General features: G+C 41.4%; 27 protein-coding genes. 7 read left to right on the forward strand and 20 right to left on the reverse strand.

What is annotated here, in order from left to right; genetic code table 11:
* Positions 1 to 318 precede the first annotated feature (318 nt).
* The 3 genes from L1D46_RS04945 (at position 319) to L1D46_RS04955 (ending at position 2,418) form a co-directional block, all read left to right on the forward strand.
* A complete protein-coding gene (locus L1D46_RS04945) occupies positions 319 to 1,470 on the forward strand; it encodes a chorismate mutase (RefSeq protein WP_130052036.1) in 1,152 nt (383 codons plus the stop codon).
* 127 nt (positions 1,471 to 1,597) lie between these two features.
* Complete coding sequence (gene dsbB, locus L1D46_RS04950) at positions 1,598 to 2,116, forward strand: disulfide bond formation protein DsbB (protein ID WP_130052037.1); 519 nt, start codon at positions 1,598 to 1,600, stop codon at positions 2,114 to 2,116.
* Entirely contained in the window at positions 2,116 to 2,418 is a 303-nt protein-coding gene (locus tag L1D46_RS04955) for a DUF6170 family protein (protein WP_239976950.1), read from the forward strand. The genes dsbB and L1D46_RS04955 overlap by 1 nt, the downstream gene beginning before the upstream one ends.
* 329 nt (positions 2,419 to 2,747) lie before the next feature.
* Here L1D46_RS04955 and L1D46_RS04960 read toward each other — a convergent pair whose 3' ends face one another.
* Positions 2,748 to 3,041, reverse strand: coding sequence for a helix-hairpin-helix domain-containing protein (locus tag L1D46_RS04960; protein WP_239976951.1), 294 nt, complete (start codon positions 3,039 to 3,041; stop codon positions 2,748 to 2,750).
* A 246-nt stretch (positions 3,042 to 3,287) separates the two neighbouring features.
* Here L1D46_RS04960 and L1D46_RS04965 point away from each other — a divergent pair, with 246 nt between their 5' ends.
* Entirely contained in the window at positions 3,288 to 3,590 is a 303-nt protein-coding gene (locus L1D46_RS04965) for a YebG family protein (protein WP_130052040.1), read from the forward strand.
* 61 nt (positions 3,591 to 3,651) lie between these two features.
* On the opposite strand, the gene putP is transcribed toward L1D46_RS04965, so the two are convergent.
* Entirely contained in the window at positions 3,652 to 5,163 is a 1,512-nt protein-coding gene (gene putP / locus L1D46_RS04970) for a sodium/proline symporter PutP (protein WP_130052041.1), read from the reverse strand.
* Between the two features lie 369 nt (positions 5,164 to 5,532).
* Here putP and L1D46_RS04975 point away from each other — a divergent pair, with 369 nt between their 5' ends.
* Positions 5,533 to 6,756: an HDOD domain-containing protein gene (locus tag L1D46_RS04975; protein ID WP_130052042.1), complete on the forward strand. Its 1,224-nt coding sequence runs from the start codon at positions 5,533 to 5,535 to the stop codon at positions 6,754 to 6,756.
* A 65-nt stretch (positions 6,757 to 6,821) separates the two neighbouring features.
* Here L1D46_RS04975 and L1D46_RS04980 read toward each other — a convergent pair whose 3' ends face one another.
* Genes L1D46_RS04980 through ccmA form a run of 10 tightly spaced genes read right to left on the reverse strand, consistent with a single transcriptional unit; the run spans position 6,822 to position 14,537 of the window.
* Positions 6,822 to 7,553 (reverse strand): VacJ family lipoprotein, encoded by a 732-nt coding sequence (locus L1D46_RS04980; RefSeq protein ID WP_130052043.1) that lies wholly within the window; start codon positions 7,551 to 7,553, stop codon positions 6,822 to 6,824.
* A 9-nt stretch (positions 7,554 to 7,562) separates the two neighbouring features.
* The gene (gene ccmI, locus L1D46_RS04985) at positions 7,563 to 8,825 is read right to left on the reverse strand and encodes a c-type cytochrome biogenesis protein CcmI (RefSeq protein ID WP_130052044.1); all 1,263 of its coding nucleotides are present in this window, start codon (positions 8,823 to 8,825) and stop codon (positions 7,563 to 7,565) included.
* Positions 8,826 to 9,287 carry a cytochrome c-type biogenesis protein gene (locus tag L1D46_RS04990; protein ID WP_239976952.1) on the reverse strand — a complete coding sequence of 154 codons (462 nt, stop codon included), beginning with the start codon at positions 9,285 to 9,287 and terminating at the stop codon, positions 8,826 to 8,828.
* Positions 9,287 to 9,856, reverse strand: a complete 570-nt coding sequence (locus L1D46_RS04995) for a DsbE family thiol:disulfide interchange protein (RefSeq protein ID WP_239976953.1) — start codon at positions 9,854 to 9,856, stop codon at positions 9,287 to 9,289. The genes L1D46_RS04990 and L1D46_RS04995 overlap by 1 nt, the downstream gene beginning before the upstream one ends.
* Positions 9,853 to 11,808 (reverse strand): heme lyase CcmF/NrfE family subunit, encoded by a 1,956-nt coding sequence (locus L1D46_RS05000; protein ID WP_130052047.1) that lies wholly within the window; start codon positions 11,806 to 11,808, stop codon positions 9,853 to 9,855. The genes L1D46_RS04995 and L1D46_RS05000 overlap by 4 nt, the downstream gene beginning before the upstream one ends.
* Position 11,809: 1 nt before the next feature.
* Positions 11,810 to 12,289, reverse strand: a complete 480-nt coding sequence (gene ccmE / locus L1D46_RS05005; RefSeq protein WP_130052048.1) for a cytochrome c maturation protein CcmE — start codon at positions 12,287 to 12,289, stop codon at positions 11,810 to 11,812.
* Positions 12,286 to 12,489 carry a heme exporter protein CcmD gene (gene ccmD / locus L1D46_RS05010; protein ID WP_167657948.1) on the reverse strand — a complete coding sequence of 68 codons (204 nt, stop codon included), beginning with the start codon at positions 12,487 to 12,489 and terminating at the stop codon, positions 12,286 to 12,288. Before ccmD ends, ccmE begins: the two co-directional genes overlap by 4 nt.
* 2 nt (positions 12,490 to 12,491) lie before the next feature.
* Positions 12,492 to 13,229 (reverse strand): heme ABC transporter permease, encoded by a 738-nt coding sequence (locus tag L1D46_RS05015; protein ID WP_130052050.1) that lies wholly within the window; start codon positions 13,227 to 13,229, stop codon positions 12,492 to 12,494.
* 1 nt (position 13,230) lies between these two features.
* Positions 13,231 to 13,917: a heme exporter protein CcmB gene (gene ccmB / locus L1D46_RS05020; RefSeq protein WP_054553246.1), complete on the reverse strand. Its 687-nt coding sequence runs from the start codon at positions 13,915 to 13,917 to the stop codon at positions 13,231 to 13,233.
* Positions 13,917 to 14,537 carry a cytochrome c biogenesis heme-transporting ATPase CcmA gene (ccmA, locus tag L1D46_RS05025; protein WP_130052051.1) on the reverse strand — a complete coding sequence of 207 codons (621 nt, stop codon included), beginning with the start codon at positions 14,535 to 14,537 and terminating at the stop codon, positions 13,917 to 13,919. Before ccmA ends, ccmB begins: the two co-directional genes overlap by 1 nt.
* Positions 14,538 to 14,639: 102 nt before the next feature.
* Between ccmA and L1D46_RS05030 the strand changes: the two genes are divergently transcribed.
* Positions 14,640 to 17,267 (forward strand): flagellar hook-length control protein FliK, encoded by a 2,628-nt coding sequence (locus L1D46_RS05030; RefSeq protein ID WP_239976954.1) that lies wholly within the window; start codon positions 14,640 to 14,642, stop codon positions 17,265 to 17,267.
* A 5-nt stretch (positions 17,268 to 17,272) separates the two neighbouring features.
* A complete protein-coding gene (locus L1D46_RS05035) occupies positions 17,273 to 17,581 on the forward strand; it encodes an EscU/YscU/HrcU family type III secretion system export apparatus switch protein (protein WP_130052052.1) in 309 nt (102 codons plus the stop codon).
* A gap of 28 nt (positions 17,582 to 17,609) precedes the next feature.
* Here L1D46_RS05035 and L1D46_RS05040 read toward each other — a convergent pair whose 3' ends face one another.
* From L1D46_RS05040 to L1D46_RS05075, 8 genes are all read right to left on the reverse strand, one after another.
* Complete coding sequence (locus L1D46_RS05040; RefSeq protein WP_130052053.1) at positions 17,610 to 18,014, reverse strand: DUF2802 domain-containing protein; 405 nt, start codon at positions 18,012 to 18,014, stop codon at positions 17,610 to 17,612.
* 15 nt (positions 18,015 to 18,029) lie between these two features.
* Entirely contained in the window at positions 18,030 to 18,527 is a 498-nt protein-coding gene (locus L1D46_RS05045; RefSeq protein WP_054553251.1) for a chemotaxis protein CheW, read from the reverse strand.
* Between the two features lie 21 nt (positions 18,528 to 18,548).
* The gene (locus L1D46_RS05050; RefSeq protein WP_239976955.1) at positions 18,549 to 19,307 is read right to left on the reverse strand and encodes a chemotaxis protein CheW; all 759 of its coding nucleotides are present in this window, start codon (positions 19,305 to 19,307) and stop codon (positions 18,549 to 18,551) included.
* Between the two features lie 2 nt (positions 19,308 to 19,309).
* Positions 19,310 to 20,080: a ParA family protein gene (locus L1D46_RS05055; protein WP_239976957.1), complete on the reverse strand. Its 771-nt coding sequence runs from the start codon at positions 20,078 to 20,080 to the stop codon at positions 19,310 to 19,312.
* A gap of 11 nt (positions 20,081 to 20,091) precedes the next feature.
* The gene (locus tag L1D46_RS05060) at positions 20,092 to 21,051 is read right to left on the reverse strand and encodes a flagellar motor protein MotB (protein WP_130052056.1); all 960 of its coding nucleotides are present in this window, start codon (positions 21,049 to 21,051) and stop codon (positions 20,092 to 20,094) included.
* A 6-nt stretch (positions 21,052 to 21,057) separates the two neighbouring features.
* Entirely contained in the window at positions 21,058 to 21,822 is a 765-nt protein-coding gene (locus L1D46_RS05065; RefSeq protein ID WP_167657946.1) for a flagellar motor protein, read from the reverse strand.
* A complete protein-coding gene (locus L1D46_RS05070; protein ID WP_178926721.1) occupies positions 21,815 to 22,978 on the reverse strand; it encodes a chemotaxis response regulator protein-glutamate methylesterase in 1,164 nt (387 codons plus the stop codon). The genes L1D46_RS05065 and L1D46_RS05070 overlap by 8 nt, the downstream gene beginning before the upstream one ends.
* A gap of 62 nt (positions 22,979 to 23,040) precedes the next feature.
* Positions 23,041 to 25,338: a chemotaxis protein CheA gene (locus L1D46_RS05075; protein ID WP_239976959.1), complete on the reverse strand. Its 2,298-nt coding sequence runs from the start codon at positions 25,336 to 25,338 to the stop codon at positions 23,041 to 23,043.
* Positions 25,339 to 25,351 lie beyond the last annotated feature (13 nt).

A 25,351-nucleotide genomic window follows, 5' to 3' on the forward strand; every position in this document is an offset into this window, starting at 1 on the left:
TAATTGTTATTATTTATTGTGCAAAAACAAATATACCAGATTCATTTTTATATTTATAAATTTTTTATGAAGATTAATGAATTTTCTGAATAAACACATATGATTTCAAAATTAGCCTCGATAGGCGGTTGACTTTACATACAAGTGTTTTTACATTAACTCAATGAAACAAATTATCTCTCGCACTTACTTTTCGTTTTTTAGCTTCTTTAAATAGAGGAGGCTTAACTGTTTGCGAGATAAATTCACCGAATAGCTAAAGCCTCCCACTTGGGAGGCTTTTTTGTTTGCGCACTGTTTTGGAATGAGGAAACCAACATGAGCATTGATACATTAAATGCGTTACGACACGATATTAATGAAATAGATTCCGACTTACTTGTCTTACTGGCAAAAAGACGTCGTATCAGCCACAGCGTGGTTGAGTACAAGATAGCCAATAACAAACCAATTCGCGATGAGGCTCGCGAACAAGCATTACTCGAAAAGCTCATTAGTTATGGAAAATCATTAGGCCTTGATGCGTACTACATTAATAACGTGTTCCAAACCATTCTTGAAGATTCTGTTCTAAACCAACAAGCGATGTTGCAAAAAAACCTTAACCCAGAAGCCATGAGCGAAAGTCATCGTGTTGCTTATTTGGGTGGTCAAGGTTCATACAGTCAATTAGCCTGTCATAAATATTTCAGCCGCCGCCCGGGTAAAGTAATTGAAATGGGTTGCTCTAGCTTTGACCAAATCACAGGTAAAGTAGAAAGTGGCCAAGCTGATTTTGGTTTATTACCTATTGAAAACACCAGTTCTGGTAGTATCAATGAAGTATTCGATTTATTACAGCACGCTCAAGTATCAATTGTTGGTGAAGTGACGCACAGCGTTGAACACTGTTTATTAGCGATGCCTGGTACTGAGTTATCTCATATCAATAAAATATTTGCTCACCCACAGCCTTTTGCTCAATGTAGCCGTTTCATTCAGGGCTTAGGTGACATTCAACATGAAACCTGTGATTCAACTTTCCATGCATTGCAATCAGCAGTTGAAACCGCAAACAGTGCCGCTATCGGCTCTGCACAAGCAGGGAAAAACGTCGGTTTAGAAGTGGTTAAATCAGGCTTGGCCAATCAAAGTGAAAACCATAGCCGCTTCATTGTAGTAGCCCGTAAACCTCTTCAAGTGTCGAAACAAATCCCAACCAAAACGAGTTTAATTATGGCCACCAAGCAACAAGCGGGTTCGTTAGCTGACGCCTTAATGATTTTTAAACATCACAAAATTAACCTTGTAAAACTAGAGTCACGTCCAGTACCTGGAAACCCTTGGGAAGAAGTGTTTTATGTAGATCTCGAAGCAAACCTTGATGACTTACATGTTAAACAGGCACTAGAAGAGCTAAAAGAACATACTCAGTACACCCGTGTACTTGGTTGTTATCAAAGTGAGTCTTTGCAAGCTGTAAGTGTTTAACTGACGATCATTACTGATTAATGAAAGGAGCCGCTTGGCTCCTTTTTCGTATAATTTCATCTTAGATACTTGCACCCACAGCCCCGTCTAAGCATAATCTTGAAAACAATTTCAAATTGGATCATTCATGAATTGGTTAGCAGAATTAGCAACTAAAAGAACACCTTGGTTATTATTAGCATTTATTTCACTAGCGTTTGAAGTCACTGCGTTGTTTTTTCAATACAGCATGGGACTTGAACCATGTATTATGTGTATTTATCAACGTACCGCTGTTTTAGGCTTACTTGCAGCAGGTGTGATTGGAGCGATTAACCCGCAAAATATGGTTGTTCGCCTTGTTGCATTTGCTACTTGGGGTATCTCTGCAATCTGGGGTTACTTTATTGCTAAAGAACACATTGCAATGCAAAACAATACCGACCCTTTTGCATTTAGCTGCGCATTTGAGCCTAATTTCCCAAGCTTTATGCCACTGCATGAATGGATCCCTAGCTTTTTTGCAGCCACTGGCGATTGCGGCAATATTGATTGGCAATTTGCATCAATGAGTATGCCTGCATGGATGGAGATTATTTTCGCTGCGTTTTCAATAGTCTTTGTAGCCGTTTTATTTAGCCGTTTAGTAACTAAAAAGTCGTTATAATGATTTATTTTTTTACTAGTCAAATCCCTGCTTTAAAAACTTTTAAAGTAAGGCAGCGCCAGCAAATAATTGCACTTGCTCTGGCTCATTTAAGCCCAAGTAAAAAGGTTATTTTATCGGTGTGTAAGCTTGCCTTTCTTGCGCCATTATTTTTAGGTTTAGCCTACTTTGAAGGCTGGATGCTGTTACCTTGGTTATTATTAGCAGGCTTAAGTTACCCACTTATCACAACACCTATCGAAAATTTGTTCGCACTAGCGCATTTAGACAAAGCTATCAATGAATTTAAACAGGGCGAATAACGCCCTGTTTAGGGCGTGTTGACCTTTGTGGATTAAAGTTTGTTCGCTCTAGGGGCAATTTAATCGCGGCGCGAGATTTGTAACCTAGTGGACTAAGTAAAAATCGAGCAAAGCTACCGCGTTCTGCCCACGCCCTTTAGCTTCATCTATTTAAGTAATAAAAAGATAATCGCCCCTAGGAAGAACCCAAAAGGCAGCGCGTGTTTGGTATGGATGCTGCGTTATCGCCTATTTATGTTGAACAACCACACGACATAGGCTCTGCCTTGCTTAAATACCAAACATACTGCTGCAAAATCAATCACAATAGGTCAACACGCCCTAGTCTTTTAAAGCGTAATTTTCCCCTCAAGTTTAGCAAATACCTTATCGCCTATTCCTTTTACTTCTTTTAATTGCTCTACCGACTTAAACGGACCTTGCTTATTGCGATGCTCAACAATCGCTTTAGCTTTAGACTCACCAATACCCGGTAATTGAGTAAGTTGATCGATGCTAGCTTTGTTAATACTGAGCTTTTGCATTTTAACTTGTGTTGCTTCGGTTGGTTTTACGGCGAATGCCGGTGTTGTAAGCAGTAACGCAATACTCGTGGCAAGTAAAAGACTTGATAGTAATTTCATAATTTCCTCCGTGATGTCCATCTTGGACAGGTAGTTAGCTATTACCCAACACTCACTCCATCGCTTGTGTTTAACTTTGGGTAACAATATAAATAAAGCTAATGCCCCTATTATTGTCAAATTTGTTCCATAAAAAATTTCTTTAGATACTTGCAAAGTAAGGCCCGAAGCATTACTGTATATAAAAACAGTAATCAAAGTGGCGATTTTACGCTGCAAATGCCACGCTTAAATGCAGGAGAAATCATGGCTGTTGTTGTTAAATATGTTGTAGAAAGAAACGGAGTCGAGCGCATGACGTTTACTACTAAGAAAGAAGCTGATGCGTATGACAAAATGCTCGACATTGCTGAGTCATTAGAATTAATGCTTGAAAAAGTTGATGTACCATTAAGCGAGCAACAAATTGAATCACTAGCGCTTGAAATGGCAAAAGAAAAAGACCAATTTATGGCTGTACTTAAAGGTGCAAAAGAGGTTCCTGCGAAGCCTAAAAAAGCAAAATCAGACGATAACGTTGCAGATATAAAAGAAAAAGCTGCAAGCTAAGCATTGGTTATAAAATTAAAAAAGGGCAACAAATGTTGCCCTTTTTTGTGCTTACTCAAAACTAAAGTGATGACTCAACTTCATCAAATAAATCTGTAATTTCTTTTTTCGGCTCAGTCGTCATTAGGCTCACAACAATAATGGCAATCGTTGATAAAATAAAGCCAGGGACAATCTCATAAATAATTGCACTTAGCGATTGGCCATCGATCTTAATTGGCGCGTAAATCCAAAACAGTACTGTTGCAGCACCGACAACCATACCACTGATAGCGCCTTGTAAGTTCATGCGCTTCCAGTAAAGGCTAAGTAGTACTAATGGACCAAATGCAGCACCGAAACCAGCCCATGCATTACTTACTAAATCCAAAATAGAGCTATCGCGGTCATACGCTAGGTAAATAGCAAACAGAGCAACCAAGATAACACTAATACGACCGACTAATACTAGCTCTTTTTGAGAAGCACTTCGGTTTAAATAAATCTTATAGAAGTCTTCTGTTAGAGAGCTTGAACACACTAGTAATTGCGATGAGATGGTACTCATAATCGCAGCTAAAATAGCAGCCAATAAGAAACCTGCAATTAGAGGATGGAAGATAAGTTCAGACAGTACCAAGAAAATAGTTTCTTTATCATCAATTGGCATTTGGTTTTCAAGCATATAAGCAGCACCAAATAAACCTGTTAACACAGCACCAATTGCTGAAAGTGTCATCCACGACATCCCCACACGTCGCATAGTTGGCATATCTTTAACTGAACGCACAGACATAAAACGAACAATAATATGCGGCTGTCCAAAATAACCAAGACCCCATGCCATTGCAGAGATAATAGCAATCGTCGAACCACCAGCAAACCAGTCCATCATATTAAGTGCATGAATTTCAGTTTCTTTTGGTGAGCTTAACAATAAATCATAGCGTGCATTGGCGAGTGTATCCATGAATGGTTGATCAAGCATAGTATATGTCGCAATTGGTACTGCAAGCAGCGAGATAAACATGATACAGCCTTGAACAAAGTCTGTAAGGCTTACTGCTAAGAAGCCACCAAACAAGGTATATAACACTACAACGCCAGTTGTGATATACAGACCCATTTCATAGCTCATATTAAATGAGTTTTCGAATAACTTACCACCCGCGACAACACCTGATGAAGTATACAAGGTGAAGAAAACAATGATTACTATCGCAGAAATAACACGCAGTATATTTTTATTATCATCAAAGCGGTTTGCGAAATAATCTGGAATGGTGATTGAGTCATTCGCTTTCTCAGTATAAACACGTAAACGAGGCGCTACCAAGAAATAGTTAGCCCAAGCACCGAGTACTAGACCTATAGCAATCCAAACTTTGCTTAAGCCGAACAGATACATTGCACCTGGTAAGCCCATTAGCAGCCAACCACTCATATCTGATGCACCTGCTGAAAGCGCAGCAACACTTGGTGATAAATTACGACCACCTAGCATATAACCTGATACATCGTCTGTGGATTGCTTATAAGCGTATAGCCCAATCCCCAACATTACGATGAAGTACAATGCTAACGAAATTATCATTCCTGTTTCCAAATTAGCCTCCAATAATTGTTTAATGTTGGCTTTTAATCCGAATAATGACTCGCAAGTTACTTAATTTTAAGACATTATTGGGGTAAAAACCGATATCACTCATGACTATAACATGCTTCTACCCTACAACTCCAATCAAGCCGTTCAGTGGCAGGTTTACAATTACAACCTTTTCATAACAAAAATGTGATATTTAATCGCTAGTTATAGAATTTCATTACAATTTATCCTAGTCTTAGGATCACAGAAAATCAGTATTTATCCTCAAAAATGAATATTTAATTAATGCTATTTTAGGCACGATGACTTATATTGCTCATGGATAAATGAATTAACCGAAGTGGACTTGCTAGGACTATGTATTTTTACGCTGCACGCCAACCTATTTTAGATAAGGAAAAGAAACTTGTCGGCTACGAACTCTTGTTTAGGGATGGCGTAGATAACGTTTTTCCTGATATTGACGGTGATGAAGCGACATCTCGACTCATTGAAGGTAGTCAGTTCAATTTTGGTTTAGAAGATTTAACGGATAACAAACCAGCCTACATTAATTTCACTTTAGAGACACTCCAAAAAGGCTACCCACTTTTACTGGGTAAAGAGCAAGTAGTTGTCGAAATTCTTGAAACGATTCAACCGGGTAAACGTTTACTAGCAATGGTTCAAGATTTAAAAGAGCGCGGATATACGCTTGCCCTTGATGATTACATACACCAACCTGTTTGGCGCCATTTTTATCCGTATATCGATATTATCAAAATTGACTTTTTAACCTGTGATAAAGAGTCTATTGAATCCGTCGTTGAGGCAATCAAACCTCACCCGCACATCAAGTTACTCGCCGAGAAAGTTGAAACATACGAAAAATACCAACTTGCTTTGGACATGGGGTTTAGCTATTTTCAAGGCTTTTTCTTTTCAAAGCCTGAAATGGTGCAAAGTAAAACTTTACCACCTTCTGAGATGGCTCTTGCCGAGCTTTTATACGAAACCTCAAGTATTGATTTAAATCTCAGAAAAATCACCGAGGTATTTGAACGAGACGTTAACTTATCTTACAAGTTGTTACGCTATTCAAACTCAGCAGCTTTCAAACGCAGAGCTGAAATTAGCACGATAAAACAAGCGCTGATTGTTTTAGGCAGTGAAGAAATCAAACGTTTCTTATCACTTTTATTTGCTGCACAAGTTGCGGCAGATAAACCTGCAGAGCTGATACGTTTATCACTAACCCGCGCCCGTTTTGCTGAGTTATTAGCAATAAGCCATGGCAAGTTACGTGATACGGGTATGGCATTTTTAACCGGTATGATGTCGTTAATGGACGCTATCCTCGATGAAGATATGCCAAGCGTAATGGGTAAACTTCCTCTTACAAATGAAATCAAAGGTGCTTTGCTTCATGGTGAAGGATTACTAGCGACTTATTTACGCTTAGTAAAATTTTATGAACAAGCTGAGTGGGATAAAGCAAAGGATATTCAAGAAGAACTCGGTCTTAAACCCGAAGAAGTACCTGATGCTTACCACGATGCATTAAGCTGGTCTAATGAACAAATGGGTGTATTTGGAGATTAACTTCCCCCATATAAACATAAAAATGCCAGCAATTGCTGGCATTTTTATTGGTTTGATTTTTTAGGTTAGAGATTTTCTAGGAAATCTTCATCAAAATCATCGGGTTCTTTTTCTACTGGTGGATTACCATCATGTAGCTCATATAATTGACGCTGGAAGTAGATATCCTTCATAAAAATGTAAGGGTCTAACGACTCATTTAATAAGCTCTCTTGCGGCATCAACGAGGCACGTGCTTCAACGGCTTTTAGCGCAAATACCAGAATAGTTTGTGGTGTGGTTAGGGTAATTTCAGGTAGAACGAAGTTATCTACCACATCACCAGTTAGATTTCGTGCTGTACTTGGCCCCATACCTGGGATCATTAAATAAGCACCATCACCGACCCCCCATACACCTAGGGTTTGACCAAAATCTTCATCGACAATTTCTAAACCAAGCGATGAGGCTACATCAAATAAGCCAAGTAGACCTACCGTAGAGTTCACTAGAAAGCGCGCTAAACTAATACCCATATTACCTGGTTTACCCTGCAGACCAGCATTGACCATATCTGTCGGCGCTGTAATGTTATCAGTAAAATTAACAATACTGCGTCTAACAGGGGTTGGTGTCACTGTGACATAACCGACGGCTGCTGGACGAAGAATATAGGCATCAAGCACGTCCATATTAAAATCATACATAGGACGGTTAAACGACTGTAATGGGTCTCGCTCATCCACTTTTTCTTCAGGTATCTGTGCGCATCCTGCAAGTACTAAAAAAAAGATAAAAAATATACTGTGCCTAAACATCGGCTATCCTTACGGTATTAACTCATTAATTAGCAGTGAATATTCTTTAACGTTTGCACGCTCTAAGACATCCGACTTGCCTTCCAACTCGCCGCTTGAAGTTACCACAGTTGCATCTTTTGATAAACGCGCAGTTAAAATAATTTTATCGACACTAGATAGATTCAGACCTTCAACCATCGCATTAGTATCACTTAACATCACTGTTAACGGAAAACTATACTCTGTCATTTTAACTACAGCCAATGGCATTTGCGGGCCACTTGCCGCTTTAGCAAAAATAAACAATGTACCGTTTTGCGGCTGTGAATCGGCAAGTGCAGGGTCTAAATCAACTGTGATGCTAATTTCACTGCTTGTAGCCTCTGCTAATTCAGTCTTTTTGACTTGCTGATCATTACTTAAATGGGCATCGATTTCGGCAATACGCTCTGCAATCATGCTATAACGCGGGTCGCTTTGCTGCATACTTGCAAGCAATACTTCAAATGCTGTTTTAGCTTGAAGCCAATCTTTACGCTCATAAGCAATCAATGCTAATAATGAGATTGCATCAATATTAGTTGGCTCTGCTTTTAGCACTCTTGATAACATAGTCGCTGCTCGAGACATATTCGCATCACTGCCTTCCATTAGCAAAACTTGCGAGTAGCTGATCAGCACTTGTTTGTTATCAGGATTCATTTTAAGCACTTTATCAAATGACTGCATTGCCATATCAAATTCATTTAATGACATAGCAACACGGCCTAGTAGCATCCACGCCACTTCATCGTCACCACTTTGATCAAGCTTAGTACGCAGTGCTAAAGCAAAAGCTTGTAGCTCATTCGGTGTTAAAGGCTCACCTTCTTGCATAACGGCACGCTCACCGTATGACTTAAGATTAGCCATCGCGTCATGCCAGCCTTTAATTTGCTGCTGACTACCGGTATAACCATAAAAGATAGCTGTTAAAACAATCAAAAAGCCTGCGCCAGTAAGGGCAAAAATACGGTTATTACCTTTACTGTTCAACGCTTTTTCAGGCGACAACTCATTGAGTAAACGACGTTTTTGTTCGATAACTGACTCATCGTGCATTTGTGCATCAATACGTTGGTTATCGAGTTCAGTTTTAAGTTCATCTAAACGTTGATGATAAATTCGGATTAACTCCGAGTTTGCATTGTGATCAAGACGTTGAATACGCTCACGTTTAAAAAACGGTACGACAACAAATAGCAATGCAATCAGTGTGAGTAAAACAAAAGAAGCCCACATTAATGCCATCTAGCTTTGCTCCTGACGTTGATTTTGTTCAATTAATTTTGCAAGTAATGCTTCGTCTTGCTCTGTCCATGTTTGTTTCACTGATGCCTTGCGTTGGCGTAAAACAATAAAGCCAAAGCCAAGAACCACAATCAATACAGGCAATACCCACAATACCAAGGTTGCTGGTGTGACTGGTGGTTCGTAGTGTACGAAGTAACCATAACGGTCAATCATGTAATCAATGACTTCATCTTTGCTTTTGCCATCTTTTACCAGCGCTAACACCTTATCGCGTAAGTCTTTGGCTACAACCGCGTCTGAGTCAGCTATATTTTGGTTTTGACATTTTGGACAGCGCAGCTCTTTGGTTAGCTCACTAAAGCGAACGGCTTGTTCTTTATCATCAAATTGATACTTGTCTTGCTCTGCAAATGCTGTAAACGTGATAAACAAACTTACTAAAAAGATCACGAGTCTCATTACTGTAACTCCTGCATTAACGGTGCGAATTTAGCACGCCATACACGCGGATTAATATCACCTGTATGGTGCAGCAAAATAGTGCCTTGCTTATCGACTAAGAAGGTTTCTGGCGCACCAGAAACCCCTAAATCAAGAGCTAAAGTGCGCTTTAAATCTAAGATATTAAATTGATACGGGTCGCCGGCACGATTAAGCATGCTAGTTACGTCTTCACGTAGTGCGTTAATATCAAACTGACCATCGAAATCAGGGTCATAGCCTTGTTCATAGTATAAACCAACTATCTTAACGCCCTGCTCTCTAAGCTCAGTCAAGTAACCTAACTCAGCTAAACAAGTCGGACACCAAGTACCCCATACATTAAGTAGGTAAACTTCACCTTTTAAATCGGCGTCAGTCCAACGCTTTGACTCATCCATCAAATCTGGCAAGTTAAAAGTAGGCATAGCCTGCCCAATACGCCCTGTTTGTAACTCACGAGGATTAGCAAACAAACCTTGATATAAAAACACACACAGTAAAACGAACACCAATAAAGGCGCTAGTGAGATGAGTTTACGATTCATACTAAAGCCTCCTGCTTAGTCGACTTCTGGCGATAGCGTTTATCACCAAGCACTAAAAAGCCTGCCAGTGAAATCAAGATACCACCGAGCCACATCCAACGAACATAAGGTTTATGATAAATACGTAACGACCAAGCACCTTGGCTTAATTGCTCACCCAGTGCTAGGTATAAGTCTCGTGTAAAACCGGCATCAACAGCCGCTTCTGTCATAAATTGCATACCAATGTCGTAACGACGCTTTTCAGCATGTAAAACGGTCACTTTTTTATCGTTTTTCAGTACAGTGACGACACCTGCATGACCACTATAGTTTGCGCCACGAATTGTTTTAACACCGTCAAATCGGTACTGGTATTCATTTAAAGTCACGGTTTCGCCAGGCTTCATTGATACATCACGCTCAACTGAGTAAGCAGAAGTTAACGTTACACCTGCAATCACGAATGCTAAACCAATGTGACCTAAAACCATCGCCCAGTAACTTAGCCCTAGTCGTTTAAAGCCTTCGCCTAGAGAGCTATGAATAGTCACTTTTGCAGCTAAATCAACAAGAGTGGTAACAAAAATCCATACCGCCAATGCTGTTGCAATAAAAGTAATTGGCGCAATCACGTCGTAGCTTGAATACAACCATGCCGCCGTTGCAACTAAACTTACTGCTGCCGACAGAACAAGTTTATTCTGCAGCATTGACCATTTGTTTTGTTTCCAACGTAACAGTGGACCCATACCCATTAAAATGGCAAATGGCACTAGTAGAATAGCAAACATCTTGTTGAAGAAAGGCTCACCAATCGAAATACTGCCTAAGCCAAGCTCTTTGTGGATCATTGGCAGTAAAGTACCTAGAAGTACAATCAGCGTTGCCACAACTAAAAATATATTGTTTAACCAAAGGGCAACTTCACGTGAGGCAAACTTATAACGGCCCTCACTTTTCACCTGTGAAACACGCAGTGCATACAGCGATAAACCGCCACCCACAACAATGGCTAAGAAAGCTAAAATGAACATACCGCGATTAGGATCTGACGCAAAGGCATGCACAGATACAATAATGCCCGATCGAACAATAAAAGTACCCAGTAAGCTTAGAGAGAATGCCGCAATAGCCAGTAACACTGTCCATGACTTAAATACACCACGTTTTTCTGTGGTTGAGAGTGAGTGTAATAGCGCTGTTGCCACAAGCCATGGCATTAAAGAAGCGTTTTCAACGGGATCCCAGAACCACCAGCCGCCCCAGCCTAGTTCTGAGTATGCCCACCAACTACCGATGGTAATACCTAAAGTTAAAAACCCCCATGCAGCCATAGTCCAAGGACGAGACCACTTGGCCCAAGTATTATCGAGTTTACCAGTAAGTAGCGCAGCGATTGCGAATGAGAAAGACACTGATAGACCTACGTAACCCATATAAAGCAATGGCGGGTGAATAATCATACCTGGGTCTTGCAGTAATGGATTTAAATCGCGACCTTCAACTGGGAAATACGGCAATAGACGTTCAAATGGGCTCGACATTAACAAGGTATACAGCATAAAGCCGACACCTAAAAAGCCTAACACACCAAGCACTCGGGCACGTAAAACCCAAGGCAATGATTGCGAGCGCATAGCAACAACGGCTGTCCAACCTGCTTGCATCACTAACCAAAGTAAAATTGCTCCTTCATGACCACCCCATGTCGAAGTGATTTTGTAGTACCAAGGTAAGGTGCTACTTGAGTGATAAGCAACGTACGATACGGTAAAGTCGTCGGTTAAACTGGCATAAATAAGTGCTGCAAATGATAAAAGTACAAATACGAACTGCCCAATTGCTAATGATGGAGCTGCGCGCATTAAACGTAAATTGCCGGTATGCGCCCCCCACAAAGGAAAAATACACAGTAAAACACTGAGCACCATAGCCAGTGTTAAAGAAAAATAACCGAGTTCTGGGATCATATTAATTACCGTTCTCTAAGTTATACGTCGGTTTTTCGTGTTTAATACCTTTCACTGCTTCTGCAACTTCTGCTGGCATATACTCTTCATCATGCTTTGCAAGAACTTCAAAGGCATCAATTTCATTCGCTTTTACTAACACGCCCTGCGCCACAATCCCTTGGCCTTCACGAAATAAGTCTGGCAAAATCCCTTGATAATTAATGGTCACCATAGGGCCTTTATCTATTAACTTAAAGCTTACCTTTAAGCTTGATTCATCTCGAACAACGGAGCCTGGCACAACCATGCCACCTATACGTAGCTTCTGACCGATGTGCGGTTTTTCTTTATTTGGTCCTTTACCCTCAACAAGTTCACTTGGGGTATAGAATAGATTGATGTTTTCTTGCAGTGCATAAAGCACTAAACCAATGGTTGCACCCACACCAAAAATAATGGCTACAACAGCTAATAAACGTTTTTTACGTCTTGGATTCATTGCCCTGCCTCTTGCTTCGCTTTCTTAATGCGCTCTTCACGTTGTGCTTGCTGCCTAACTGAAGAGAAAATACGCTTTGTATCGTTTAACGAACTAAATAAAATACCGAGTAAAATCAATGCACAGCTGCCAAAAGACAACCACACATAAAAGCCATAGCCACCCATGGCAATAAAATCTGAAAAAGAATCAAACTGCATGATTAACCTCGCTTAAGCATATCACGCACCCAAGGGCGGTGCTTTTCACGTTGTAAAATTTCGTTTTTAAGGCGGATTAAAGTCACAACCCCAACAAAACCTGCAAACGCAACTATGTTCACCATTAATGGCCAAAACATGCTTGGATCAATGGCTTTAGTATCAAACTTTGTAATGGTTGCACCTTGGTGCAAGGTATTCCACCACTCTACCGAGAAGTGAATAATCGGTAAGTTGATAACTCCAACAATCGCTAAAATACAGGCGGCACGACCCGCTGCTTTTTTATCTTCAAAAGCATGATAAAGCGATAACACACCCAAGTATAAAAATAACAGAATGAGCTCAGAGGTAAGACGCGCATCCCACACCCACCATGCGCCCCACATAGGCTTACCCCATGCTGCGCCGGTAATTAGTGCTATCGCTGTCACACATGCCCCAACTGGTGCAATTGCAATTACAGCAAGTTCAGCATTACGTAATTGCCATACTAGTGCGATCACTGCTGCAATCGCCATAGAAGAATAAGCGCCCATTGATAAAATTGCTGAAGGCACATGGATAAAAATAATTCGGTAGCTATCTTTTTGTTGGTAATCGGCTGGAGCATAAGCAAGCCCCCAGACCCATCCAACAATCATACAGACCACCGTAACGACGGCGAAATAAGGCAGTAAGGTGTTACACAATTGGTAAGCACGATCTGCTTTTGCGTAGGGATGTAACCACTTCCACATATTAACTTACACTCACTTTCAATGCTGACGATATGGCAATTGGCGCCGCTATAATCGCTACGATTAGCATGGCACCAAGAATTGCAAGCTGTCCGCTATAGGCAAGCTCCATAGAGCTGGTATCAATAGCAGAGGTTGCAAAGATTAGTACAGGGATATACAAAGGCAAAACAAGCAAACTCATTAGAATGCCGCCTTTTTGCAGTCCCACAGTAAGTCCAGCGCCAATTGCGCCAATGAAGCTAAGCAATGGTGTCCCCAACAATAACGTGAGAACAGTTGCTAAAAGCGCTGAACTTTCTAAATTCAATAACAAAGCAAATACCGGTGTCATTAACACTAAAGGCAGCCCCGTAATAACCCAATGAGCCGCAACTTTTGCAAGCACTGTCAACGGTAATGGATACGAAGAGGCAATTAATTGCTCTAATGTTCCGTCGTGATAATCATCACGAAATAGTTTATCTAGGCCTAACATTGTCGATAGTAACGCAGCAACCCAAATAATACCCGGAGCCATGCGAGCTAGCAGTCCAGGCTCAGGGCCAATTGCTAACGGAAAAAGTGTAATAACAATAAGAAAAAACAAGATGGGGTTAACGATTTCAGCACGCTGACGAAACGCTAATTTCAGATCTTTAGAAAAAACCGCAGAGAATAATTGCCAATACGAATGCTGCTTTACCATCAGTGGCGATACTCCAAAGTCACTGTTTTTAGGTCACTAAATTGTGTCGTTAAATCTTGGTGGGTGGTTAAAAGAATTGCGCCGCCAGCATTTAAATGCTCAACAAAGCGTTCTTGCAAAAATGCTACACCGCTTTTATCAAGAGCCGTAAATGGCTCATCAAGGATCCATAGCTTGGCACTATTTAACCACAACCTTACTAAGGCTACACGGCGCTGCTGTCCTGCTGACAACATGCGAACAGGCACATCTTCAAGGCCAACTAAACCTATTTTTGCTAGGATCGGATATAAGTCTTGCTTGCAATCATAACCATTAATTTTTAGCCAAAATGCAACATTCTCAAGGGCAGTGAGTTGCGTATTTACACCGGTTTTATGGCCGATGAACATTAGCTCTTGTGCATATTCATCATAGTATTTTGTAATCGAACGCTCTTGGTAAAAAACATCGCCTTCATCTGGCATAGCGAAACCCGCGATAATGCGCAATAATGATGTTTTACCAGCCCCATTCGGACCAGCTAACTGCATAATTTGCCCCGATTTCAAGCTGAAATTAAGATCCGCAAACAAACAACGATCTTGCTTGATGCAGGTGACGGCCTTAATGTGTAACAAGATGACGATTCTCTATACCCAAAATTAGGCGTTAGTCTACCATAATGATAGGGTAATACGAATATTGCTTTAAAACGATTAACTTATATTTGATCTAAAATAATGAATAAACAAAGCCAGTTGACTCTCAGCACTCAGCTTAATCTAGACCCAAAAGCAATAAGCAGTGCATCAGAACACTCACCAAATGATGCCTTAAAAATGCTGGCTGAGCAGAGCCTAACTGCCCGTAATATTGTGATTGGTAAGCACAGCGTGCAAATGGACGTGCTAATCAATAACTCATGGCAAACTTTACGCTTATCAACAGAGCAAGAGAATCTCAAAACTGAGCGCTTTTTAGCGGCCAACATTCAATTAAGTAGTGATGGTAAACAGCTGACTATCACACCATCACCGCTGACGATTACACTTGGCAAAAGCCAGCAGTTACAAGCACTACTGAACTTGCTAACGCAAGGGAGTGCAAATACAAATCTGCCACACCCAGCTCAAATTGCGCCAAGCAAACCTTTACTACAACTACCAACATTAAAAACAGAGTTTACTCTTAACAATAGCCTCGTTGCTCTTTTAAAAGCTGAAGCACCACTTAAAGCCATTTTGCTGCCTGCTACCAATCAACAAAACAGCTTTAACTTAAATATTATTAATCGCTTTGGCGATTCATTGCATCAACAAAGTGTTAACCAACAAAAAGTAGCCGAGTTGGTGGCTAAGCTAACCCCTGAAATGAACTTAAAACTAGCTGGGCAGCAAGTGCAACTGAGTGTTGCTAACAAACAACAAAACGAATTAATTCTACCTCTTTCAAGAATGTCGCCAAAGCAAGCCAAACAGATTCAAGCCCAGTGGCAATTTCACCCGCATGCATTAAAACTAATCCCCCAGCAAGTTAAAAATACTGTTGAACTGATAAATAAAGCACCTGTGCAACAAATACTGTTAAAGAATTCGCTGTCTGAAACATTTAACCAAGCATTAAAAAGCCAAGCTGTTGAACCTAAGAATACGTTGTTAGCACCATCGAGCAGCTCAAATTCACCAATTAGCTCTTGGCTAAAAGACAGTTTTGCTGATTTAAAAACGCGTATTAGTGATGCAGTGCGCTATTTTGAAAAACTGCCTGCTACCACAAAAGCTGCTGTTAACCAGTCAACGCATCAGCTGATTGAAAGCAAAAACATGATTAGCCAGCTAGGCTTTAATGCTAATAAAATCAATATAATAAAGTTTGCCGCTGTTCAACAAACCGCGCCACAACACGCTGCGTTCCAAGTAGCGCAAAAAGCCAGTGGGCCAGTTACAGCTAATACGCCATTACCTACGTCTAAACAGACAGAATCATTAACCGAAAGTCAGTCTGCAAAGCAAGTTAGTTTACCCGTAAGCTATAACAAGGCGGCACCTTTAATACAACTATTGCAGCGAATAAAAGTCAGTTTAGAGCCGCTTGTTAATGCACAAACTCAGGCGAGTCAATCATCAACAAACAGTAGCAAAACACAACCTTCTTTGCTGAGCACAGATAATACTTTGCAAACAGCGCCTACAGACAACAAAGCTGTTAATACACTGAGTTCTGGTAAGCCTGTACCTGAACAGCTTGCTCAAGTTAAAAGTAATCTTGCAAATTCAGTAGTTAAAAATAGCAGTGAGCAGGTTATACAAACTAAACAAGCGACATTAAACTCAGCGACTCGAGCACTTAGTGAGCAAACCGCAGGGTTACAAAAAGTTGCTCAGCAGCAAACTCAATTACACGCCCCTTTTTTAGCTTTGAAAGAACCGAACTTGAGTCAGCCATTATTGCCGATAAGACCGATTGAAGCGGCACTGATTTCGAAACTATTACCGCTTCCTGAAAGCAAGCCTATAGCAAGCATACCTCTACCGGTGCAATTAACAGAAAAACTTGTAGCACTGAGTGAACAAAATACATCATCTTCAGTAGATTTAAATCGACTCGTTAATCAAGCATTTAATCGCATGATCTCGAGTCAAAACATGCACCCTACAACGATTGAACGAGAACTTTTAAGTATCCTCAGGCCAACAGCGCTGCCTAGCCAAACTCAGCAAGCAAGCTTTAGCCAAGGGTTAGAACAATTAGCAGTGGCTACACTTGCCGCACCAATTATTAACCAAGCACCAACCAACCTTAGTTTTAATAATCAGACAGGTCTTGATGCCTTACTGCAAGTGTTAGTGCCCAACTTTAAAGCCGTTAACGGCAGTAAGTTACTAGAACAGCTACAGCAGCCTGCGATGCAAGCTATGGCAGCTGAAGCTTCACAACTAAAAAACACTTTGGCTCAGGTGCAAACAACGCCCATCAATCAGCAACAAGATAACAGTGCTTTGGCGCAGTTTTTCTTGCCGATGAAGTTACCTCCTGATACTGGGCAAACAGAAATCAGCTTAGGGCAGTATAAAAAGCCAAGTAAAAATAAACTCGAAGCTAAGAATGTCTGGTTTGTGCGGTTGAACTTTGATTATGCCCAGCTTGGCAAGTTACAAATTACCGCAGAGGTGATGGATAAAGCAGTTGATTGTCAGTTACTCGCTTCTTCACAAGAAGTAACCGCACTTGCTCATCCGCACTTAGAAACACTGCGTCATAAATTAGCTGGCCATGGCTTAAATGTAGGCGAGCTAAACTTGCAGCAAGGTACATCAAGCCACCAAGCTTTTTATAAATCGCATGCGATTATTAATATTAAGGTGTAATATTTATGAGTGAACAATCGGTGCATAAATCAGCAATTGGCCTACTATATGAAGCAGGCAGCTCACCACGAGTAACCAGTAAAGGCTTTGGTGAATTGGCTGAAGAAATCGTTAAACTTGCTGAGCAAAAAGGTATTTTGATACACCAAGATGCTGACTTAGCACAAACCTTATCGCATCTTGAGTTAGGTGAAGAAATTCCAAAAGAGCTTTACTACGTGATTGCAGAGTTAATTGCTTTTTCATATGTATTACGTGGTAAATTTCCACCGGGTTGGCAAGATTTTCAGGGTAAGCTCAACATTCAAGCTTAGGGTTCAAAAACTCAAATAAAAAAGCGCCTCATTGGGCGCCTTTTTGTTTATGAAGTGACATGAGCAGCTCTGCTTCGGCTCTGGGTAATTCACATTCACGAATTATTTCTTCTAAATCAGCACCTAGCTCAACCATTTTTACCGCTCGCGAATAAATTTTCGCATTCGGATCATCATATTTTTGTGCATCTTGCAGCTGCTCAAGCTCTTTACTTTTCTCTTCAACAGCGACAACTCGTTTGCCAATACTAAGCATTCCGGCACGCATTTCAGCCACTTCGCTACGCAAAATACTCAACTGTTGCTGAGCTTCTTGTAGCTGCTTTTGCTTGGCTTGAATCGCCACCGCTTGCTTATTGTTATTGACAAAAATAAGCCCCAAACACACTAATACAAGCAAGATTGAGGCACCAAACAAAGAGTATAACAGCATATAATTTCCAAACGCTTATAGTGCGCTTAGCTCGTCCCACTCATCGTCATTTAATAATTTATTAAGATCAACCAAGATCAATAACTCACCATCACGGTTTGATACGCCTTGGATAAACTTAGCACTCTCTTCAGTGCCAATATTTGGCGCACTATCAATTTCAGAGCTACGCAGGTAAACCACTTCAGCAACACTGTCGACTAAAATACCGATCACTTGCTTTTCTGCTTCGATGATGACGATACGTGAATTATCAGTTACCTCTGCGCCCATCAGACCAAAACGCGCACGAGTATCAATAACAGTAACAACATTACCGCGTAAGTTGATGATACCTAACACATAAGAAGGCGCACCTGGCACAGGAGCAATTTCTGTATAGCGAAGTACTTCTTGTACTTGCATTACATTAATGCCGTACGTTTCTTCTTCAAGTTTAAAGGTTACCCACTGTAACACTTCATCGTTGCTATCAGCGTTTTTATTTGCTGACAGTAGTCTTTCTTCACTCATGCTATTACTCCGTAAAAATAGTTACTGCTCACGGCTGTCTAAGCCCTGCTCTAGCAATTGATTTAAATTTTCAACGTCAATCAAGGCGCACATTTTCTCTTTGATGACACCTGCAAGCCAAGGCCGCTTACCTGATTTCGCTCGCCATTTTACATCTTCTTTACGAAGCGTAATATTATTTACGAGCTTTTCAGCCAATAATCCCCATTGACTGTCGCCTAAGGTGATTAAATACTGATAATTTAGTGATTGTTCTAATTTTTCATCATATTTTTCTGGCATTACCCAGCGTGCTGTGTCAACAACATTAAGCTTTTCTTCTCGGTTAAGCATTACACCTTTAAACCATTTAGGCTTGCCAAATAATTGATTAACCTCTCCCAGCTGATGAATTCCCCCTAATGCTTTTAAAGGTACAGCAAGAGTTAAACCCGCCACTTCAAAGAACAACGCCTGAAACTCACCATCAAAATAGTCTTCTTGACGATCAGACGAAGTTTTTGCAACCAGTTCAGCTTTAGGTTCTGCAACTATATCTTTGATATTAGCTTGGTTCTCGGTTTTCTCAAGCTCTTTAGTCGGTTCAGGGGTCGGTAAAGCATATTTTGGGGTAGGCTGAACCTCTGTCAGCTTTTCTTCTGTCTTAGTTTCAGGCTCTTTAACCTGCTCTAGTAACTTTGCAACCGGCTCTAGATTTTCTTCAGTAGGCTCATCTTCACACAACAAAGCGCCCAAATATTGGGTCATCACTTTTTCATTGGCAAATAAATGCTTACTCATCTTTAACCCTGTGCAATTAAGTAATCAAGCAGTGCGCGATATGCAAACACGCCACGTGAGCGTGGGCAAAATTGAATCGGCACCTGTTGTGCTAAACTAGCATCTCGAAATTTTGTATCGACGGGCACCACGCCTGACCATACTTTATCTTTGTAATTATCCTGCAGAGTCTTATAAGCTTCAAGTGATGCTTTAGTACGTTTGTCGTACATTGTTGGAATAATCGTATATTGGTACTGTTTTGCTTGCGATGTTTGCATCAGCTCCATCGTACGCATCATACGGTCAAGACCTTTCAAGGCCAAAAACTCTGTTTGTACTGGTACTAATATCCGTTCGCTCGCGGCAAGTGCATTCACCATTAAAACACCTAAAACAGGTGGGCAATCAATAATTGCATAATCGTAATGGTCACTAATTTTAGCTAGTGCTTTTTTAAGTATCAGACCCATACCATTTTTATTGCCCATGCTTCTATCTAGCGTAGCAATTGCCATTGTCGCCGGTAAAATGTCAAGATTCTCTAGCGTAGATGGGCACAGAGCCTGTAAAACTTCTTCACTGGCCATACTATTGCCGCGTGCAAAGATATCATACACGCTGACTTCAAGCTCTTCAGAGTCAATGCCAAAATAATAAGTTAATGATGCGTGCGGATCAGTGTCAATAAGTAACACTCGTTTTCCTTGTAAAGCAAAAATGCCAGCAAGGCTAACAGCTGTTGTTGTTTTCCCTACCCCACCTTTTTGATTCGCTACGGTCCAAACTTTCACATCACACCTTATTATTGTTCATTGCGCGTGGTAATCCTAATGCCACCGTGCGGTAATTGAATCACTTTAATGCTGTTATCATCACTTGGCAACTCAATTTCTGTCGTCTTTTCCGGTTGATTTTGTGATTCTTGTTCAGTACTTTGCGGCTCTTCGGGGGGTAAACCATACTTCGATAACGCTACGACCACTTTACGGTTCTCCGCGCGACCTTGCTCAGTGTCATTACTAGCGAAAGGTGAATATTCACCATAACCTTCAATTGCCATTCGAGCAGGATTAATACCTAAACTCTCAAGTTCAACAAGTATTGATGTTGCACGGGCTACCGATAACTCCCAGTTAGAGCGAAACATTTCATTACGAATACCTTCGTTATCAGTATAACCACGCACGCGGATATAGTTATCAACAGGCGCTATAATATCTCTAACTAAACCTACAACTTCCTTTGCACGTTGCTGTGCAACAGCACTGCCCGAAGAAAACAACATACCTGAGCTTAGTTCAATAATAAGCCAGTCTTGATGAAGCTCTAAACTTGCTTCACCATCACGAATTTCATCAATGAGTGCAGATTGTAGTTTAGTTAGCAAACTATCAAGGGGCTTGCCTAGATGCTTTTTATCAATATTACTCGTTTCACTTTGCCCATCAAGTAATTCAGGCCCTTGCTCATCCTTTCGGATACTTTCACCGTAAAGGATGTCTTTTTCTGGACTGACTCTGTCTGTTAAAATTCCGGTGCCGTTCACTCCGGTTCCAACTTGCTGTTGCTCACGAGCTGATTTCTCGAAAACCTGCTCAAGCGAATCGGAGAGAATTTGAAAGTCTTCATTTTTATTAATTGCTATGGCATACATGACCACAAAAAAAGCAAACATGATAGTCATGTAATCGGCATAAGAAACAAGCCAACGCTCGGTATGTTGGTTTTTTGACGTGTTATGACGCAGACGACGGCGCATCATAATAAATTACTCTTCAACTAAGCTTGGACGCTCAACACGGTACGCCTCAAGTTTTAGTTCTATATTCAGTGGGCTTTCACCTTGCGAGATAGCAATAATGCCTTCAGCAAGTAATTCATGATACAGCATCTTTTGTTCAATTTGCTGCTTTAACTTATTGGCCATAGGTAAGAATAATAAATTAGCTAAACCTACACCGTAGATGGTAGCGATAAAAGCGGTGGCGACACCCGCACCCAATTTTTCAGGATCTGTTATAAATTGCATTGCCTGAATCAAACCAAGTACCGCACCTAAAATACCAATTGTTGGACTATAACCCCCCATCGCTTCATAAACTCGGCTAACCTCTAACAAGCGCTCTCGTTCAAGCATTAAGTCAATTTCAAGGGTATCTCTAAGCTTTTGCTCATCGATACCATCAACGAGTAGACTCAACCCTTTTGCCGCGTATGGGTCTGTATGAGTAAGTGCCTCAGATTCAAGCGCTAAGTAACCTTCTTGGCGTGCTTTGTGCGACCAGCGCTTTACTTGTTCGATAGCTGCATCAATATCATGATATGGCGGAAAGAACACCCAATGACTAATTTTGAGTGTTTTTGCAAAAACACTACCAGGGGTCTGGAGCATAACAGCCCCAAGCGTACCGCCAAGAACAATAATCAGCGCAGGTCCATTGAACAAAGCTGTGACAACGCCGCCTTCTAATGCATAACCAAATGCAATAGCACTAATTGCGATAATTAAGCCGAGAAAAGACAGCTTATCCACAGCCAGTCTCACGCGTTAGGCGGGCTGCAACATCTGTGAGCGCTAAGCTTTCACTAGCCAAACCAGCATTCGCAACGGCTTGTGGCATACCATACACTACACTGGTTTTTTCATCTTGCGCCCAAATGGTTGCACCGACTTGCTTAAGCATACGCGCTCCATCACGACCATCAGCACCCATACCCGTTAACACCACGGCTAGAACATCACCGCCATAGGTTTTTGCTGCACTCGCAAAGGTGACATCAACACTTGGCTTATAAGTAATACGTGGGCTATCATCTTCAAACACACGTAATGTACGAGAGCCGCTGCGCCCTTCAATCAACATTTGTTGACCACCTGGCGCTAAATAGGCTGTACCTGGCATTAAGCGGTCACCATTTTGCGCTTCTTTCACATTGATTCTGCATAAACCATTGAGGCGTGCTGCAAAAGCAGGAGTAAACGCAGCTGGCATATGTTGAATAAGCAAAATAGGATGCGGAAAGTTAGCAGGCAGCTGAGTTAAAATGGTCTGTAGCGCAACCGGCCCACCAGTTGATGTACCAATAGCAACCAACTGATATTGCTTGCCCGAAGCTCGAATTTTACTTGTACTCGATGACGATTCCGCAGGCGAACTAGCAGGAGCTGAACGGCTAAAGCTGCGATCAGGCTGAACAATACCGCTGCTAGTACTTGTAGCGCTACTGCCCCTTGGTGCAGGAGCCGGAGTTGGTCTCGAAATAGGTGCTGGGCGCGAAAAACGAGAGAGGCGACGACGACCAATTTCTTTTACTTTATTTTGTAAAAGCGCGATTGCATCTTCATTATTACGTGCAATGTCTTCGAATTTTTTCGGTAAAAAATCTAAAGCACCAGCATCAAGTGCATCGAGGGTTGCTGTTGCACCATCACGGGTGAGTGATGAGAACATTAAAATAGGAGTCGGTGTTGCTGCCATTATTTCTTTCACAGCACTAATGCCATCAAGAACTGGCATCTCAACATCCATAGTAATTACATCAGGTCTTAATTCACGGGTTTTATCTACCGCCTCACGACCATTAACGGCAAAACCAATTACCTGAATATTGCTGTCTTGCTCTAAAATTTCGCTCACTCTGCGGCGAAAAAAGCTTGAATCATCAACAACTAATACTTTGACTGCCATTGGCACTCTCTTGTTTTATATCATTTAAAGTGCAGCTAAACACTGCACTTTATTATTTATTATTAGCCAACGTAATGTTTAAGCATACTAGGTACATCGAGGATCAATGCAATCCCACCATCAGAAGTAATTGTCGCACCTGCCATTCCTGGCGTGCCTTGTAATAAGGCATCTAAAGGTTTGATAACCACCTCTTCTTGACCAATTAATGAGTCAACAACAAAGCCCACTTGTTTAGTACCTATTTGTACAATCACCACGTGACCTTCTGCTTTACGCTCTTGGCGGTTGGCACCTTTTACTAACCAATGTTGTAAATAGAAAAGCGGAATCGCTTTTTGACGAACTATTATTGTCAGTTGGCCATCAACTACGTTAGTTTTAGTTAAATCAAGGTGGAAAATTTCGCTTACGCCAGCAAGCGGTAGAGCAAAGGTTTGCTCACCTACAACAACCATTAGAGTTGGTAAAATAGCAAGCGTTAATGGCACCTTAATTTCTAGTGCAGTACCTACGCCCAATTCCGACTGGATGTTAACCGAACCATTTAACTGGGTTATTTTAGTTTTAACCACATCCATGCCGACACCGCGCCCTGAAATATCAGAGATCTCTTCTTTCGTTGAGAAACCAGGAGCAAATATTAGGTTGTATGCTTCTGTATCCGACAAACGGCTTGCTTGATCATGATCAATTACACCCTTGCTGATTGCGATTTTTTTCAGCTTATCAGCATCCATACCAGCACCATCATCACGAATGGTAAGCAGAATATGATCACCTTCTTGTGATGCTGAGAGCGTGACTGTACCTGTACGCGGTTTACCTGCAGCTTCACGCACATCTGGCATTTCAATACCATGGTCTACAGAGTTACGCACTAAGTGCACCAATGGATCAGCAAGTGCTTCAACAAGGTTTTTATCTAAATCGGTTTCTTCACCTACTAGCTGCAGATTAATATCTTTTTTCAAGCTACGAGCTAAGTCACGAACTACGCGTGGGAAACGACCAAATACTTTCTTAATTGGCTGCATCCGGGTTTTCATTACCGCACCTTGTAAGTCTGCGGTTACCACGTCTAGGTTCGAGATGGCTTTACCCATTGACTCACTGTTGCTGTTATTCGCAAGACTTACCAAGCGGTTACGAACCAATACAAGCTCACCAACCATGTTCATGATTTCGTCAAGACGTTTGGTATCAACACGAACCGTTGTTTCTGCCTGTGGAGGCGGAGCCTTTTTCGGTGCCGCTGAAGCTGCTGGCGCTTTTGCAGGAGCTGGAGCAGGTTTACTAGCTGCAGCTGCAGGTTTCGGTGCAGGTGCAGGTGCCGGTTTAGAAGCTGCAGGCTGAGCAGGTTTTGCTGGTTCAGCTTTTGGTGGCTCAGGTGCTTTTTCCGCGGTTGAACTTTCCAATGATTGAGGAGCTGTGCCTTTGCCATGTAACTCGTCAAGAAGTGCCTCAAACTCATCATCACTAATTTCATCGTCTGAATCGCTGCTTGCTGCCTCCTCAGTTGGGGTGGCAGAGGCTGGCTCAATAGAACTTGTAGCTTCAGGCTTGGCAGTATTATCTTGTTTTACTTCCCCAAAATTACCAACACCGTGCAATTCATCTAATAAACTATCAAATTCATCATCGGTAATATCATCACTGTCACTGCTATTTGACTCAGGAGCAGATGCTGCTGGTCCTTGGCCTTTTCCATGCAGCTCATCTAACAGGCTTTCGAATTCATCTTCAGTGATTTCGTCAATATTTTGAGACTCAGCGCTGCTATCAGCAAGACCGCCGCCATCAAATAACATATCGAACGCAAATGGGTCATCTTCATCGATGTTGTCTGTTGCTGTATCTGCTGTGACTTCAGGCGTATCAACAACAACCTCTTCAACTGCTGGTTCTTCAGGTGCAACTGCAACGTCCTCTGCTACAGATAAATCTTCACCTGCAAGCTCTTCTGCAGTAGGCGGCTGACTTAATTTATGAAGGACTTCTAATAGGGCTGGATCTGCAGGCTCTGGTTGTTCGCGATTTTGAATCGTGGCGAACATTTCATTAATAGTATCAAGGGCTTGTAATATTACGTCCATTAGCTCAGGCGTAACAGTGCGTACACCTTGGCGTAATAAATCGAAAACATTCTCTGCGCCATGACAAGCATCAACAAGTTCAGTCATACTTAAGAAACCTGCACCACCTTTAACAGTGTGGAAGCCCCTAAAAATGGCGTTTAATAGATCTTTGTCTTCTGGGTTGTTTTCAAGCTCAACTAATTGCTCCGACAATAGCTCTAAGATTTCTCCTGCTTCAACAAGGAAATCCTGTAATATATCTTCATCGACTTCAAAGCTCATGCAGCTACTCTCC

This window comes from Pseudoalteromonas sp. Isolate3, from assembly GCF_022398505.1.
Lineage (GTDB): Bacteria > Pseudomonadota > Gammaproteobacteria > Enterobacterales > Alteromonadaceae > Pseudoalteromonas > Pseudoalteromonas apostichopi.

What these genes read in the sequence shown, in the direction of transcription:
- L1D46_RS05015 (WP_130052050.1), bottom strand. Translation starts at nt 13,229, where the DNA reads ATGTGGAAGTGGTTACATCCCTACGCAAAAGCAGATCGTGCTTACCAA.
- L1D46_RS04980 (WP_130052043.1), bottom strand. Translation starts at nt 7,553, where the DNA reads ATGTTTAGGCACAGTATATTTTTTATCTTTTTTTTAGTACTTGCAGGA.
- L1D46_RS04975 (WP_130052042.1), top strand. Translation starts at nt 5,533, where the DNA reads ATGTATTTTTACGCTGCACGCCAACCTATTTTAGATAAGGAAAAGAAA.
- L1D46_RS04955 (WP_239976950.1), top strand. Translation starts at nt 2,116, where the DNA reads ATGATTTATTTTTTTACTAGTCAAATCCCTGCTTTAAAAACTTTTAAA.
- ccmI (WP_130052044.1), bottom strand. Translation starts at nt 8,825, where the DNA reads ATGGCATTAATGTGGGCTTCTTTTGTTTTACTCACACTGATTGCATTG.
- dsbB (WP_130052037.1), top strand. Translation starts at nt 1,598, where the DNA reads ATGAATTGGTTAGCAGAATTAGCAACTAAAAGAACACCTTGGTTATTA.
- L1D46_RS05035 (WP_130052052.1), top strand. Translation starts at nt 17,273, where the DNA reads ATGAGTGAACAATCGGTGCATAAATCAGCAATTGGCCTACTATATGAA.
- L1D46_RS05070 (WP_178926721.1), bottom strand. Translation starts at nt 22,978, where the DNA reads ATGGCAGTCAAAGTATTAGTTGTTGATGATTCAAGCTTTTTTCGCCGC.
- ccmB (WP_054553246.1), bottom strand. Translation starts at nt 13,917, where the DNA reads ATGGTAAAGCAGCATTCGTATTGGCAATTATTCTCTGCGGTTTTTTCT.
- L1D46_RS04995 (WP_239976953.1), bottom strand. Translation starts at nt 9,856, where the DNA reads ATGAATCGTAAACTCATCTCACTAGCGCCTTTATTGGTGTTCGTTTTA.
- ccmE (WP_130052048.1), bottom strand. Translation starts at nt 12,289, where the DNA reads ATGAATCCAAGACGTAAAAAACGTTTATTAGCTGTTGTAGCCATTATT.
- L1D46_RS04990 (WP_239976952.1), bottom strand. Translation starts at nt 9,287, where the DNA reads ATGAGACTCGTGATCTTTTTAGTAAGTTTGTTTATCACGTTTACAGCA.
- L1D46_RS04945 (WP_130052036.1), top strand. Translation starts at nt 319, where the DNA reads ATGAGCATTGATACATTAAATGCGTTACGACACGATATTAATGAAATA.
- L1D46_RS05060 (WP_130052056.1), bottom strand. Translation starts at nt 21,051, where the DNA reads ATGATGCGCCGTCGTCTGCGTCATAACACGTCAAAAAACCAACATACC.
- L1D46_RS05045 (WP_054553251.1), bottom strand. Translation starts at nt 18,527, where the DNA reads ATGAGTGAAGAAAGACTACTGTCAGCAAATAAAAACGCTGATAGCAAC.
- L1D46_RS04965 (WP_130052040.1), top strand. Translation starts at nt 3,288, where the DNA reads ATGGCTGTTGTTGTTAAATATGTTGTAGAAAGAAACGGAGTCGAGCGC.
- L1D46_RS05000 (WP_130052047.1), bottom strand. Translation starts at nt 11,808, where the DNA reads ATGATCCCAGAACTCGGTTATTTTTCTTTAACACTGGCTATGGTGCTC.
- L1D46_RS05075 (WP_239976959.1), bottom strand. Translation starts at nt 25,338, where the DNA reads ATGAGCTTTGAAGTCGATGAAGATATATTACAGGATTTCCTTGTTGAA.
- ccmD (WP_167657948.1), bottom strand. Translation starts at nt 12,489, where the DNA reads ATGCAGTTTGATTCTTTTTCAGATTTTATTGCCATGGGTGGCTATGGC.
- L1D46_RS05050 (WP_239976955.1), bottom strand. Translation starts at nt 19,307, where the DNA reads ATGAGTAAGCATTTATTTGCCAATGAAAAAGTGATGACCCAATATTTG.
- L1D46_RS05030 (WP_239976954.1), top strand. Translation starts at nt 14,640, where the DNA reads ATGAATAAACAAAGCCAGTTGACTCTCAGCACTCAGCTTAATCTAGAC.
- L1D46_RS04960 (WP_239976951.1), bottom strand. Translation starts at nt 3,041, where the DNA reads ATGAAATTACTATCAAGTCTTTTACTTGCCACGAGTATTGCGTTACTG.
- putP (WP_130052041.1), bottom strand. Translation starts at nt 5,163, where the DNA reads ATGATAATTTCGTTAGCATTGTACTTCATCGTAATGTTGGGGATTGGG.
- L1D46_RS05040 (WP_130052053.1), bottom strand. Translation starts at nt 18,014, where the DNA reads ATGCTGTTATACTCTTTGTTTGGTGCCTCAATCTTGCTTGTATTAGTG.